General features: G+C 60.5%; 13 protein-coding genes and 1 pseudogene. 6 read left to right on the top strand and 8 right to left on the bottom strand.

Translation table 11 applies throughout. From position 1 onward, the window contains the following. Nucleotides 1–25 precede the first annotated feature (25 nt). Together FJ434_RS27955 and FJ434_RS27950 are read right to left on the bottom strand one after the other, a co-directional pair. A complete protein-coding gene (locus FJ434_RS27955) occupies nucleotides 26–1,783 on the bottom strand; it encodes a TadG family pilus assembly protein (RefSeq protein ID WP_140508015.1) in 1,758 nt (585 codons plus the stop codon). Then, on the bottom strand, nucleotides 1,784–2,230 hold the full coding sequence (locus tag FJ434_RS27950) for a TadE/TadG family type IV pilus assembly protein (protein WP_140752830.1): 447 nt from the start codon (nucleotides 2,228–2,230) through the stop codon (nucleotides 1,784–1,786). A gap of 282 nt (nucleotides 2,231–2,512) precedes the next feature. On the opposite strand from FJ434_RS27950, the gene FJ434_RS27945 reads away from it, so the two are divergent. The 4 genes from FJ434_RS27945 to FJ434_RS27930 all read left to right on the top strand — a co-directional run bounded on the left by FJ434_RS27945 (nucleotide 2,513) and on the right by FJ434_RS27930 (nucleotide 7,944). Next, nucleotides 2,513–4,105: a peptide ABC transporter substrate-binding protein gene (locus FJ434_RS27945; protein ID WP_140508019.1), complete on the top strand. Its 1,593-nt coding sequence runs from the start codon at nucleotides 2,513–2,515 to the stop codon at nucleotides 4,103–4,105. Nucleotides 4,106–4,269: 164 nt separating this feature from the next. After that, the gene (locus FJ434_RS27940) at nucleotides 4,270–5,193 is read left to right on the top strand and encodes an ABC transporter permease subunit (protein ID WP_140508021.1); all 924 of its coding nucleotides are present in this window, start codon (nucleotides 4,270–4,272) and stop codon (nucleotides 5,191–5,193) included. Next, entirely contained in the window at nucleotides 5,186–6,307 is a 1,122-nt protein-coding gene (locus FJ434_RS27935) for an ABC transporter permease subunit (protein WP_140796824.1), read from the top strand. The genes FJ434_RS27940 and FJ434_RS27935 overlap by 8 nt, the downstream gene beginning before the upstream one ends. A gap of 17 nt (nucleotides 6,308–6,324) precedes the next feature. Next, nucleotides 6,325–7,944, top strand: a complete 1,620-nt coding sequence (locus FJ434_RS27930; RefSeq protein ID WP_140508025.1) for an ABC transporter ATP-binding protein — start codon at nucleotides 6,325–6,327, stop codon at nucleotides 7,942–7,944. Between the two features lie 27 nt (nucleotides 7,945–7,971). Here FJ434_RS27930 and FJ434_RS27925 read toward each other — a convergent pair whose 3' ends face one another. The 5 genes and pseudogenes from FJ434_RS27925 to FJ434_RS27905 form a co-directional block, all read right to left on the bottom strand. Beyond that, nucleotides 7,972–8,316, bottom strand: coding sequence for a hypothetical protein (locus tag FJ434_RS27925; RefSeq protein ID WP_140508027.1), 345 nt, complete (start codon nucleotides 8,314–8,316; stop codon nucleotides 7,972–7,974). Nucleotides 8,317–8,470: 154 nt separating this feature from the next. Continuing rightward, complete coding sequence (locus tag FJ434_RS27920) at nucleotides 8,471–8,914, bottom strand: hypothetical protein (protein WP_246678434.1); 444 nt, start codon at nucleotides 8,912–8,914, stop codon at nucleotides 8,471–8,473. After that, on the bottom strand, nucleotides 8,911–9,141 hold the full coding sequence (locus tag FJ434_RS27915) for a hypothetical protein (protein WP_140753099.1): 231 nt from the start codon (nucleotides 9,139–9,141) through the stop codon (nucleotides 8,911–8,913). Before FJ434_RS27915 ends, FJ434_RS27920 begins: the two co-directional genes overlap by 4 nt. 492 nt (nucleotides 9,142–9,633) lie before the next feature. Next, on the bottom strand, nucleotides 9,634–9,918 hold the full coding sequence (locus FJ434_RS27910; RefSeq protein WP_140753101.1) for a hypothetical protein: 285 nt from the start codon (nucleotides 9,916–9,918) through the stop codon (nucleotides 9,634–9,636). Between the two features lie 571 nt (nucleotides 9,919–10,489). Beyond that, nucleotides 10,490–10,831, bottom strand: a pseudogene (locus FJ434_RS27905) (helix-turn-helix domain-containing protein); the annotation flags it as partial. Between the two features lie 202 nt (nucleotides 10,832–11,033). Between FJ434_RS27905 and FJ434_RS27900 the strand changes: the two are divergent. Further along, a complete protein-coding gene (locus FJ434_RS27900; RefSeq protein ID WP_027143995.1) occupies nucleotides 11,034–11,309 on the top strand; it encodes a hypothetical protein in 276 nt (91 codons plus the stop codon). A gap of 132 nt (nucleotides 11,310–11,441) precedes the next feature. Here FJ434_RS27900 and FJ434_RS27895 read toward each other — a convergent pair whose 3' ends face one another. After that, the gene (locus FJ434_RS27895; RefSeq protein WP_140717792.1) at nucleotides 11,442–11,849 is read right to left on the bottom strand and encodes a lysozyme inhibitor LprI family protein; all 408 of its coding nucleotides are present in this window, start codon (nucleotides 11,847–11,849) and stop codon (nucleotides 11,442–11,444) included. Nucleotides 11,850–12,319: 470 nt separating this feature from the next. Here FJ434_RS27895 and FJ434_RS27890 point away from each other — a divergent pair, with 470 nt between their 5' ends. Next, the gene (locus tag FJ434_RS27890; RefSeq protein WP_140508035.1) at nucleotides 12,320–13,354 is read left to right on the top strand and encodes a YihY/virulence factor BrkB family protein; all 1,035 of its coding nucleotides are present in this window, start codon (nucleotides 12,320–12,322) and stop codon (nucleotides 13,352–13,354) included. Nucleotides 13,355–13,752 lie beyond the last annotated feature (398 nt).

The raw sequence follows: 13,752 nt of genomic DNA, 5'->3' as shown, positions 1-13,752 counted from the left end.
GCGCTTCGATTGTGGCCAAGCGGTCCTACTGAACGAGCACTGCCCGTCCGCAGGTCGCGCCGGTGACGCGCACGTCGGCCTGGCCGACACCGACGCCCAGGGCTGACAGCACATTGTAGAGCAAGTCGTCCACGGGCGCCGTTACAGTGTTGAGCAGGGCCACCACGGCTGGTTTGACCGTTCCGAGCAGGGTGGTCACATCGATCCCAAGACCAAGCAGATTGACCGAAAGCGAGAGGTTGTTGACCAGGGACGTGGTGAGCGACTGCGTGATGTTTCGCGTCGAAACGGTCTTCACCGTCTTGCTGGCGATGTCGGTCGCGTTGAAGGTCAGAGTCTGCGGGTTGTTGTTGGTGATCGCGGGCGCGGCCGAACCCATCACCTGGATCAACGGTATCAGCAGCAGCTTAACATCCGCAATGTCTGCATCCGTAAAGGTCTGCGGCTGGCTGAAATCGGCGAAGCCGGAAGGATTGTTGCTGTTGGCCAGGTTCAACTGGGCAATACCGGGGTGCGCGGCGATGGAAACGCTGATGCTGGACGGCCCTGTCGGGCAGGTGATGTCGGTCAACTTGGCCTCGGCATAGGCGACTTCCACATTGAGCGGCAGATTGACGGCCAGCAAGCTGATGCCGCCGGCCAGGCCGGGCGTGCCGATACCGACGGAGGCCGTCAGCTTGATGCGCGTCTGGGCGGTCCGCACGACAGTGCCGATACCATCGACCGCCAGCCAGGGCGAGGATTGCATCGGCTCCCCGATGGCGATGTTGAGCTTGGTGGAAAGCAGCCCCGGTATGGTGGCGCCGAGATCGATCGCGGCCTGGTTGGTGCCGTTTGCAAGTACGGCCGCCGCCGTCAGCATCCCCATGGCGCTGGCGTCCAGGCCAAGGCCGGACGGCTGTTGCCCGAGACCCAGGCTGCCGACGGAGCCAAGGTCGACAAGTCCGCTGAGTGGGATCTTGACGGTGCTGGTCGACTTGGAGGCGATGGTCTGCAAGGCGACCTTGGCGGCGTTGCCGAGGCCAGGAACATTGGCCATGGCAGTGGCGATCTGGCCGACGGTCGCCTTCGATGCCAGAACGTCGGAATAGGTGCCTGCCGTGACGTTCAGTTGTGTGCCGAGCGCACTGATGAAGGAAAGCACGCTGACATCGGCCGAGATCAGCCCGTTGTAATCCATGACGCTGAGCGAGATGTTGCCGCCGAGAAGTCCGCTCAAAAGTGCGTTGAGGATGCCGCCATTGACGCTAAGCAATCTCGACCCGACCGAGAACGTCGCCTGCGGCGTCATGCTGGCAGTGGCTTGGGTGTCGATGACGGGAGTGGGGATCAGCGAGCTTGCGAAGTAGCGCTGGGGAATTTTCGCCAAAGTCACCCGCGCCGCATTGTAAGGCGTCACGCCCGCCTGAAAGCGCTGGCTGACATTGGCGGTCGACGAGGCATATCGGCCCCGCGTGACCGTCACCACCGTCTTTCCGGCGGCCGCTGGGATGGTCTGGCCCGAAGCTTGAACAACGACACCCGGCATGCCGTTGTCGGTGAGCGTGGTGACGACCGCTGTGTTGACGTTGTTGATGTTCGAGGCGGCGGTGATCGCTGCCAGGTCGACCATCGCCTGGGCTTCCCGGCGCTCGGTATAGATGGAGGCCTCGTCTATCGCCACCGCGGCCAGCGCCAGCGCAACCGGCGCGCTCAATGCGGTCATGACGGCGAAGTTCGCCTTCTTGTCTCCCATCATCGACCGTGCAAGCCGGCCGATGCCCTTGCCCGCCCGCTGCAGCATTCAGATACCCCCGACCCTGATCGTTGACTGACGCTTGATGGTCGTCCCTGGCATGGCTATGCCCGGGAACAGATTCCAGATCGGCAGGTTGCGGGCATCATACGAGATGGACACCACGAACTGGCTTCCGTCGGCCACGCTGTCATTGGCCTGGTAGGTCACCTTGCTGGCGTCCACGAAAGGGTAGCCGCCGGCGTTGTTGGTGAGATAGCTGGCCACGAGCGTTTGCCGCTCGGTCTGGTTCACCCCGGCGATAGCCGTCCGGGCGGCGTCGGCTGCGATTTGCTGGATCGAGTTGGCGGCACCAAAATAGATGCCGTAGGCAACCATTCCGAGCAAAAGAAGGATGAAAAGCGGTGACAACAGTGCGAACTCGACCGCTGAAGTTCCCGAATTGTCTGTTCGGAACTGGCGCCTTCGGGCCTTGGAAATGAGGTTGTGGACCATGGCACAAGCATGCTCAAGTTCGCATGCAGAAAGCGGAAACTCCGGGTGCAACCAAGGGATGTGCTCGATTGAAGCGTCTTTCTAATTTAGCCGTTGCTTCTGCGATAATGAGGATTGACTTAGGGTCAATCAGTACTCAGTTGAAAAGAGCTTACCTCCTGTCTAGTCTCCTGCCACCAGCCGCCGGAGGGAACCGGTGGCGCGCTCAAAGGAACCAGACATCGGTTCCGGGGCGTCAACACGCAAAGGCGCGCCGATGGCAGCGCCGACAGGGAGAACTTCATGCTGAAAAATATGCTGAAGGCGACGGTACTCGCCACGACCATGACCTTGGCTGCCGGCACGTTCTTGACGCCAGCCTTTGCCGAGACCGTCTATAACAGGGGCACCGCCGCTGAATCGGAGTCGGTCGATCCACACAAGACCTCGACGGTCTATGAAGCCAACGTGCTGCGTGACCTGTTCCAGGGACTGGTCATGCAAGATGAGAAGGCGAACCTCATTCCGGGCGCCGCCGAAAGCTGGACGGTGTCGGATGACGGCACCGTCTACACCTTCAAGCTGCGCAAGGACGGCAAGTGGTCGGATGGCAGCCCGGTGACGGCGGACGACTTCGTCTACGCCTTCCACCGGCTCGAGGATCCGGCGACCGGCGCGGAATACGCCTCGATGCTCTATCCGGTGAAGGGTGCGGAGGACGTCAACACCAAGAAGGGCAAGCCGGAGGACATGGGCGTCAAGGCGATCGACGCCAACACCCTGGAAGTGACTCTGAAGGCACCGACGCCATACTTCCTGGAGATGCTGACCCATCAGGCGACTTATCCGGTCAGCAAGGCTTCGATTGAAAAGCTCGGCGCCGACTGGATCAAGCCCGGCAATCTGGTTTCGAACGGCGCCTATACGCTGGCCGAATGGGTTCCCAACGACCACATGAAACTGGTCAAGAATCCGAAATTCTGGGACGCCGCGACCGTCAAGTTCGACGTCGTCAACTACATCCCGACCGAGGATCGTTCATCGGCTATGAAGCGCTTCGAGGCCGGCGAACTCGACAGCTATGACGATCTGCCGACCGAACAGCTCGCCGACCTCAAGACCAAGTTCGGCGACCAGATCCATGTCGGGCCGTATCTCGGCACCTACTATTATGCGATCAAGACCGACAAGGCGCCGTGGAACAACCCCGAGCTGCGCAACGCCATCTCGATGGCGATCGACCGTGACTTCATCGCTGAAAAGGTCTGGCAGAACTCTATGCTTCCCGGCTATTCGATGGTGCCTCCCGGCATCGAGGGCTACACGCCCGCAATGGCCAAATACGCCGACATGCCGCAGATCGACCGCGAGGACGCGGCCAAGAAAATCCTTGAGAAGCTAGGCTACACGCCCGAGCATCCGCTGAAGATGGAGATCCGCTACAACACCTCGGAAAACCACAAGAACACCGCTGTGGCGATCCAGGAACAGCTGAAGCCGCTTGGCGTCGACGTCACGCTGCTCAACACCGACACCAAGACCCACTACTCCTTCCTCGAGCAGAAGGGCGACTATGACGTGGCGCGTGCCGCCTGGATTGCCGACTACAAGGATCCGGAAACCTTCCTCGGCATCACGCGCAAGGCCAGCGGCAACAACTATTCGAACTACAACAGTCCGCAATACGAAGCGGCAATGGACAAGGCCGCGGCCGCCGGCGGCAAGCCCGACGAGCGCATGAAGGACCTCTCCGCGGCCGAGCGCATCCTCATCGACGATGTCGGCCAGATTCCGCTTCTCTACTACAGCTACCACGACATCGTTTCCTCGAAGCTGCATGGCTTCGTCGACAATGTGATGGACGTGCATCCGTCACGCTTCGTCAGCAAGGACTGATCCCTGGCCAAGCCGCCGCGCAACTGTATGCGCGGTGGCGCTGGTTTGCCATCGCATCGGCCCGGGAAACGGAATCGATTCTCGGAACGTTCGGTGCGAAGATTTGAAGGCTGGAGCGCAATCGTCCGGGTGGACGGGCGGGCTCCGGATCAAGCGGGGCACCGATGCTGCGATACGTATTCCGGCGGCTTTTGACCGCCATCCCGACGCTGTTCGTCATCGTGACGATGGCGTTCTTCCTGATGCGCGTCGCGCCGGGCGGTCCATTCAACCAGGAGCGGGGACTTAGCCCCGAGATCAAGGCCAATCTTGAAGCCCAGTTCGGTCTCAACGATCCGCTCTGGCTGCAATATGTCCACTATCTCGGCAATCTGCTGCGCGGCAATTTCGGCCCGAGCTACAACATGCCGGATTTCACCGTCACCGAACTGTTTGCCAAGGGCCTGCCCATTTCCGTACAACTCGGTGCCTCGGCGCTGATCCTGGCGCTGCTGCTCGGCAGCGTGCTCGGCACCATTGCCGCGCTCAACCAGAACAAGCTTGGCGACTATACGGTGATTGCGCTGGCGACCGCCGGCAGCACCATCCCCACCTTCGTCATCGCGCCGGTGATCCAGCTCCTGTTCGGGCTGACCTGGAGGCTGTTGCCGATCGGGGGATGGGGCGATGGCGCTTTCATCAACAAGGTAGGTCCGGTGCTGACGCTCGCCTTGCCCCAGATCGCCATCGTCGCCCGCCTGATGCGCGGCTCGATGATCGAGTCGCTGCGATCCCATCATATCCGAACGGCGCGAGCGCTCGGCCTCTCCGACTGGTCGGTGGTGGTCAAGCACGCCTTGCGCGGCGCCATCCTGCCTATCGTCTCCTTCACCGGCCCGGCGGCGGCGGCACTGCTGACCGGCTCGGTCATCGTCGAGACGATCTTCTCCATTCCGGGCGTTGGCCGCTATTTCGTCGATGCCGCGCTCAATCGCGATTACACTCTCGTGATGGGAACGGTGGTGGTGATCGCCATTTTCACCATCGTCTTCAACCTGATCGTCGACGTCATGTACGCGATCGTCGACCCGAGGGTGCGCTATGACTGACATCGCAGCCACCGCTCCCGCCATCGTCGGTCGCTCGCTTTGGGGTGATGCCTGGGCGCGCCTCAAGGCCAACCGCGCCGCCATGTTCAGCCTCTACTATCTCGTTCTGATCGGGGTCGTCAGCGTCTTTGGCCCGTGGTTCGTGCCGCATCAATACACGACCATCTACGCCGATTATGTGCGCATGCCGCCAAGCCTGTCGGCCTATCCGAAACCCGATATGATCGAGACCGCGCTCACCGAAGCGATCAAACGCATGCGCGTCGACATCAAGGAGTGGCACCAGGAGGGCAATCAGGTTTTCGTCACGGTCAAGTCGGCCAAGCCGATCGACGACCGCAACATCCGCTACCTCGACCGTTCCGATGCCTTCGACGACACCAAGATCGAGAGCAAGTCGCCCGACCGCCTCGAAGTGACGATGAGCGCGTCGGTCAAGCAGCAGTATTTCCTGTTCGGAACCGACAACACTGGCCGCGATCTCTTGTCGCGCACGCTGATGGCCGGGCGCATCTCGCTTGCCATCGGCCTGCTCGCGGGCATCGTGGCGGTGGTGATTGGTGTGATTTATGGCGCCGCCGCCGGCTTTTCCGGCGGCAAGGTCGACGAGGTGATGATGCGCATCGTCGACGTGCTCTATTCCTTGCCGTTCATCTTCTTCGTCATCATGCTGGTGGTGTTCTTCGGCCGCAACTTCGTGCTGATGTTCCTGGCGGTCGGTGCCGTGCTTTGGCTCGACATGGCGCGCATCGTGCGTGGCCAGGCGCTGTCGATCCGCCGGCAGGAATATGTCCAGGCGGCGGAAGCCATGGGCATCGGCCAGCGCGGCATCCTGCTGCGCCATGTCATCCCCAACCTGCTTGGCCCCGTGGTGATCTACATGACGCTGCTGGTGCCGCAGGTCATCATCCTGGAGAGCTTCCTGTCGTTCCTCGGCCTTGGCATCCAGGAGCCGATGACCAGCTGGGGCGTGCTGATCTCGGTTGGCGCCAAGAACATCGGCACCGCCAACTGGCTGCTCCTGTTTCCCGCCTTCTTCCTCGTTTCGACGCTGTTCGCCCTGAACTTCGTCGGCGATGGCCTGCGCGACGCGCTCGACCCAAGGGATCGATAAAGATGGGGAACGCTGACATGGCCACTCCCGAAACGATCCTCAGGGTCAAGGACCTCCGCGTCCGCTTCCGCACGCTCGACGGTGCGGTCGAAGCGGTCAAGGGTATCAACATCCACGTGAATGCGGGCGAAACCGTCGCAGTCGTCGGCGAGTCCGGCTCCGGCAAGAGCCAGATGATGATGGCGGCGATGAGCCTGCTGGCCTCCAATGGCGAGGCGTCGGGCAGTGTCGACTATCGCGGCCGCAACCTTTTGACGCTGAGCAAATCCGAGCTGAACAAGGTCCGCGGCCGCAAGATCAGCATGATCTTCCAGGAGCCGATGACCTCGCTCGATCCGCTCTATTCGATCGGCAACCAGCTGATCGAGCCGATCCGCCGGCATCGGGGCCTGAGCGCCACGGAGGCGCATGATGAGGCGCTCAAGCTGCTGCGGCTCGTCCATATTCCCGATCCGGACCGGCGGATGAAATCTTATCCGCACGAAATGTCCGGCGGCCAGCGCCAGCGCGTGATGATCGCCATGGCGCTCGCCAACGACCCCGACATCCTGATCGCCGACGAGCCGACGACGGCGCTTGACGTGACCATCCAGGCGCAGATCCTGATGCTGCTGGCCGAGTTGCAGCGCAAGCTTGGCATGGCGATCGTCTTCATCACCCACGACCTCGGCATCGTCCGCCGCTTCGCCGACCGGGTCTATGTCATGCGCCAGGGGGAGGTCGTCGAGGAAGGGGAGGCGGAAGCGATCTTCGCCAACCCGCAGCATGCCTACACCAAGATGCTGCTGGCGGCCGAGCCGACGGGAACCAAGGCACCTCCGCCCGCCAATGCGCCCGTGGTGCTCGAGGGCAGGAATGTCGAAGTCACATTCAGGATCGGTGGCGGGTTTTTCGCCGGCGAACCGCTGATGCTGCGGGCTGTCGATCACATCTCGATCCGGTTGCAACGCAACCAGACCATCGGCATCGTCGGCGAATCCGGCTCGGGTAAATCGACGCTCGGCCGCGCCTTGCTGCGGCTTTTGCCGAGCGATGGGCTCATTCGGTTCGGCGATCGCGACATTTCCACTGCCAACCGGCAGCAGATGCGACCGCTGCGGCGCCAGATGCAGCTCGTCTTCCAGGATCCCTTCGGCTCGCTGTCGCCGCGCATGACCGTCGGCCAGGTCATCACCGAAGGGCTGCTGGTGCATGAGCCGAACCTTTCGGGAAAGCAGCGCGACCAGCGCGCGGTCGAGGCCCTGCGCGAAGTCGGTCTCGACCCCAACGCCCGCAACCGCTACCCGCACGAATTTTCCGGCGGACAACGGCAACGCATCGCCATTGCCCGCGCCATGATCCTGAAGCCGAAGATGGTCGTGCTGGACGAGCCCACCTCGGCGCTCGATCGCTCGGTGCAGAAACAGATCGTGGAACTGCTGCGCAAGCTCCAGGCCGACCACGAACTGTCTTACCTGTTCATCAGCCACGATCTCGCGGTGGTGCGCGCCATGGCCGACTACATCATCGTCATGAAGCAGGGCAAGATTGTCGAGGAGGGGCCGACCGAGGCCATCTTCAGCAATCCGCAAGCCCCTTATACACAGACGCTGATGAACGCCGCGATCGACGTCACGCGCTTCCGGTTGAGCGCGTGACAAGTCACTGTAGTGAGGCCTGTTCGCTCAGCCGGCTGAGCTGGCGCACTTGCGTGCGCGCACGGCGACAACGGCATCCTGCTGTTGCTTCAACCGGTCGATCCTTGCCGTTTCACGGTTGGCGACCGCCATCTTCACGCGCGATCCGCCGGGCAGCCAGCGCGGCACTCTGGTGTTGGCGACCTTGCCGCGGGTGATCGCGGTTTGCGAGATGTCGCTCGCGCTGCTTCCCACGGCGCTGTTGAGCTCGGTGCAGCTCATGCTCTCGTATTTGGCCGGATCGGCCGTCCTGCCGATCGAGGAGCATCCGGCAACAAGAAACACCGTAGCCAGAAGAACCGGTGCCGATCCGGTCGTTGAGATCAAATTCATGTCCGCGTCCGGTTCGCCGTTTTACCGGCTCCCTCATATTCATCGATCAAAACTAGGGGCCGATACCCATCTCGTCAAAGGTTGAGAGGCCGATAGCCCAGTGCTCGCGCTCTGCACTGGGGTGTCGGCCCGTTTATTCAATGTCATCGAAATCTTACGCTGCTTCGGCGTCCAATCCGGTCATGGGGACACAACCACCACCGAGCACCATTTGGGCGACGTCCGTGGCATTCTCATCGACATGGGCCGTCACCAGCACAACTCCTTCGCCGACGCCTCTACGCTCAAACCTTCTGGCGCCCGCGGCCATGGCTCCGAACAACCCGCCGAGGATGCAGCCGCAGCCTATCAGGGCCGTCGCCGACAGGCCGGTCGCAAAAGGATTGATGCCGTGGACAGCAAAAGCGCTCAGGCACGCCAACAGCCCGGCGGCGGCGCCAAGCATGACAGCGGGAGATTTCAAGACACCGATTTCGTCTTGGTAGGGCCCGATAATCGCGATCTGTACGCGAGGAACCCCGGCCGCCAAAAGGTTGCCGGCGATCCGGGCTGCTTCGGAATGGGATTCAAAAAGCCTGCTGATTGTTGGCATGGTCATTCAGGGCAGGTCGTGTCCGTCAGCACGTCGGTAACGAAGGATGCGGCGATCAAATCGTCGCCATAGATCCGGCCTTGGCCGTCCTCCATTACGGCCGCGACCTTTTGGAAGGTCTTGATTTCGCTCTTGGTGATCCGCGCGTCGCGCATCCTGCTCCTGAGGTCTGCCACGCGCAGCTGCAAGGCATCGGATCTTGCGTTGTCACGATTCGAGATTGTCGTGGTCATCTACGTCCGCTTCTTTTTTGATGGTCCTCGCGCCCAGCCAACCGAACTCTGGAGGGCGGGCAAACGTTCCAGGGCTGGGCTTCGGTCTGGCGAGGTGCGGGACTTAGGTCTTGCCCCAAGACGTAATGGTCTTGCCGGCCGCGGCGCCCGGAACAGCCGCTGTTTGCCGCCGTTTGTCCGCTACGAGATTATGGGAGGAAGCCGATGGAGAAGAGTGTTGGCCAGGCGCGCTGGTTGCTCGCACCGATCTTCGCTGTGGCTATCACCTTCATGGTGGCTGGAGTAGTCCTCAGCTGATCGATCACCAAGTTCCCCTTTGGTGCAGCAAGCCCCCTACAGGCCCGTCCGGCGTAGGATACGACGAATTGCCTGGGCTCACGGACCCAAGTTCGCGCAATTTAGTTCCGGCGATGACGAGATATCAGAATTGGCCCGGTTCTCTTTCGCAGCTGGTGGCCAGGCTTGATCGAGAGCCGGGCCACCAGTCGGCGATCAGTAGCCGCTGTTTTCCATCACCACCGGGTGATGATGACGGTGGTGAGTGGAGACGGAGCCGGTGACAACGACCGTATTCCGATGGTGGTGCCGGCGGCCATTATCGTAGAACGCGATCTGTCCATGGTGACGGTGATGAAGGCGCTGGCCCTCCTCATTGATGATCCTGACGTGGTTATGATGTCGATGATGGGTCTTGATGGTAACGTCAGTCTGGGCGGCCGATGCCAAAGCAGGGAACCCCAGCGAAAGCGCCAAAGCGCAGATGGCCACTGTTTTCATTCCAATTTCTCCATTGCCTTGATTAGCCCTTCGTCGGATACAACTGCCGCTGATCCCTTTGGTTCCGGGCTTCCCGGGACAGCTGGGACGTATGGTAAATCGAAGGGCTGGCTATCGGATCGCGCGACCAGACCTGGAGAAAAATCGCAATATTGCGACGGACTCCCATGAGTCCTCACCCGGGATGTTCGCGACATCGGCTCTTCTACAATTACGGTTGGTTCTCCCGGGCAGCTACGCCGCCGCATCGTCCGTCGTCCGGGCGGGCAGGCCAGCGCAACTGCCGCTGTGAGGCCAATCTGTCTCTGTCCCACAAAAGCAGTTTGCTTAGCTATTTCGAGATCCTGTCAGGCTACGGAACATTAGATAAGCCTAATGGTTTTATCTCCACAGCAGGCATCACAGTTTGAGGTCCGCTGAAGATCAGCAGGCAAAGGCTGATCGGCCCGCGTCCTCCGCCAGAGGCGCGGGCTCACCAGGCAGGCAACAGGAGAGAGATCATGAACAATATCATTTGGCTCATCGGAGCGGTGGTCATCGTGATAGCGATATTGAGCTTTTTCGGCCTCCGCTAGGCGGCGTGCACCGTGCCCTTGGGGGTGACGTTGGAGGAGCGAGGCGCATTATTGCCCATGTTCAGCAGCTCGTCCTGCTTTAGAATTTCGATGCTGCGCAAGCCGAGCAGGCGAATGACGCTTTTGTCCTTGAGGCGGGTGAAGACCCGCGACACAGTTTCGATGGTGAGGCCGAGATACTCGCCAATATCCAGTCGCGACATCCGCCACTCAATCTTGCGCAGGCCTCCTTGGCGTTCCGTCATGTCGACCAGCAAGGCTGCGACCCGTTCGATGGCATTCTGGCGGCCAAGGACCAGGAGGTGTTCTTGTGCTCTGGTCAAACCCGTGAGTGCCAGCGCAGCAGGCGAGACATATCGGCGGCTGAGGTAATCCGAAAAAGGCAGTCCGCCGCGCGGCGCCATTCGTTTCAAGGATGTGATCGACTTGTGAAGCGACATCCCAACATTCGCCGTTTTTTAGATGTCGCTTATATTGCGTTAGAAACCGCACCTGATCGCAAACGACGGTCGGGGCACAAAAATAGGGAAGGATAATTTCATGAGCTTCAAAACTGCCTGTTTAGGCGCACTTGCTTTCACGATTGTTGGCGGCGCGGCGCTTGCCGGCGCGCTCGATGAACCCAAGATGATGGCCCCGTTCTTCACCGACGCGAGCATGAAGACGATGAAGCCCGACGCCGATATGAAAAAGGCTTGGGCTGCGATGGCCAAGGCTGATCAGGACAAGATGATGAAGGAATGCAACGACGCGGCGATGAGCAAGCCTCATGCTCAGTTCTGCGAGAAATTGAAGGCACTTGGCGGCTCCAAATAGGCCATCGCCTTTGCCAACAACCTTTGTGGCGGGTTATGCCCCGCCACCAGGCGCACCCCATCAGGCGAATCCAAAACGGCTTTTTTGAACGAAATTGTGCCGCAAAACCCAGCGAGTTTCTGGTTGTGGGCGTCAGTTCGCTGTTGGAACGGGGCAGCTCGCATCGCCTTCCTGGCAATTCAGGTAACCCTCGAAATTCTTGACACGGGATTGCGTCAAGCTGTCCATGCACATCGAGATGAGCATCGGTGCCATGCTTCCTCCAGCCGCCCCCGCAGCCTGGAATTGGCACTCCGCATCGCGAAATTTAACCCAGCCCTGCTGCGCTTGAACGAGAAGCTTCTTGGCATCCGCATCGTCCTTGAGGCGGGTTTCGATCTGCTTGTAGAGCTCGTTTAGCTCCTTGTCCGATTTCTTGAACGAAGCATCGGCGCACTGGTTCATGGTGACCTGATCCTTGGCGTCGGCGCATTTGTCCTTGGCAGAGGCAAAACACGGCATGGCCAGAACCACGGCGGCAGTCAGAATTGCGGTTTTCATCGATTGTCCTCCTGTTTGCCTGTGGGCGTCATCTCATTCCGCAACGGTTCCGGCGAAGCAGCTGGTCAGCTTTTTTCGATTTTTGCAACGCCACCGCGTGTTCCGCTCGTCGATCGCGTGAGCGATTTTCGCGGCGTTGAGGTGATGCTCCCGGAAGGCCCGCCGCCCACGCACCAGCAATTGAGAGCCGGATCAATGCTCTCGCCGCTCGCATCTGTGCCGGTGGCACCGAAGCAGTGATCCTGCGATGCCGGCACAAACAGCAGGCGTCAATGTGCTGACCTTCTCCTTCGAGCCCGCCTTGGGAACGCGGAGTTACGTCGCGAGTTGAAGCAAAGGGAGGATCGTGAGTGAAGCGCATGGAAGTGTGGACGGTGCCATGGTGACGAAGGTCATAATCCGTCCGCAAGATTGTCCGCCGGTGTTGCGGCGAACTCTCCAGCCGAGCTGCGAAAGTCTTGAGGCTAACAATGTCACGGTCGCTGATTGCGTTTTGGCACCTGCTGAGCGAGAGCATCCGCGGCTTCGTCGACGACAATTGCTTGAGCCACGGGGCGGCGATGGCTTTCTATGCGACCACTTCGCTCGCTCCAATCCTGCTGATCGTTGTTGCCATCGCCGGTCTGGGCTTCGGGAATGATGCCGCTCAGGTCGCGTTGTCGGCACAGATTTCAGGCGTCATGGGTCCTCAAAGTGCCGACCTGCTGCAAGCAACGATCGAAAGCGCCTCCCAGAGAACCGCAGGGACCTTGGCGACCATCTTGGGCTTGATCACTCTGTTTGTCACCGCATCCGGGGTGTTCGGAGAGATGCAGCTTTCACTGAACCAGATGTGGAAAGTGCCACCCACCGGATTTTCCATTTCGCGCTTGGTGCGGGCTCGCGCGGCAAGTCTGGGCTTGGTGGGAGCGCTGGGCTTTCTACTTCTGGTTTCGCTGGTTGCGAGCGCGGCGATATCGGCGCTTGCCCAAGTGATCAACGCTCACCTGCCTTTTGGCGAGTTTATCCTCGCCTCCATAAATACCATCGTCTCCTTTGTTCTGATCGCACTGATGTTTGCTGCCATCTACAAAGTTCTGCCGGACCGTTCACTCGAATGGCGTGATGTGGGCGTCGGCGCCGTGATCACGGCGCTTTTGTTCACCATCGGAAAGTCGTTGATCGGCTGGTATATTGGCACAAGCGCGGTTGCCTCCTCATATGGCGCTGCCGGGGCGCTGCTTGTGGTGCTGCTGTGGGTCTACTACTCATCGGAGGTCTTTCTACTCGGCGCGGAAATTACCCGCGCCTATTCGATCCGGCATGGCAGCCGGGCCGATCTGGCGCAAATCGTCCATTCGCGGACGCCACCGGCAACAGGCATCAAACATGATCGAAAGATATCGGAAAAAGAGATAGTTGGCTGGATCGTTTTCAGCAGCTTGGTCACAGCCCTGATTTCTATCGCGCCCTATCTCAAGAAGTCGGCTCTTCGCCACGGCAACGATCAAGGCACTGATAAATGATGGCTCGATTCGCAAAGCCATGCACGGCTCTCGAAAGGGCTGGGTACGCCCGGAGCCTCGCCGATCCGGCTCGTCAGACGTGGAAAACCCGGTACCACTCGACGAACCGGCCTAACTCCTCGATGACAGAGGTGCGGTGGCGGTAGCCGATGCCGCTTGCAGCGCGAAGTGTCGGCGGAGATGTCGGCATTGCGCCGGCCTGCAGCGGCAGGTTTCGACCGCGGCGGGGCGTGCGCCCGCTGGCGGGGACGCGCACGTAGACACATAGCTATTTCTGTCGGGATATCTGTGGGGTAGCTATCGTCGCGGCGCTAACCCATTGTGCCCTTCCCGAGAGATGGGTGACAGTTCATTCCGGATAGATGGGTTACACTTTCGGCCCTTTGCAAGGAGAGCAA

The organism is Mesorhizobium sp. B2-5-13 (genome assembly GCF_006440535.1).
GTDB classification, from domain to species: Bacteria; Pseudomonadota; Alphaproteobacteria; order Rhizobiales; family Rhizobiaceae; genus Mesorhizobium; species Mesorhizobium salmacidum.
The sequence above is the reverse complement of the archived record's forward strand: the minus strand, read 5'-3'. Positions and strand labels throughout refer to the sequence as shown.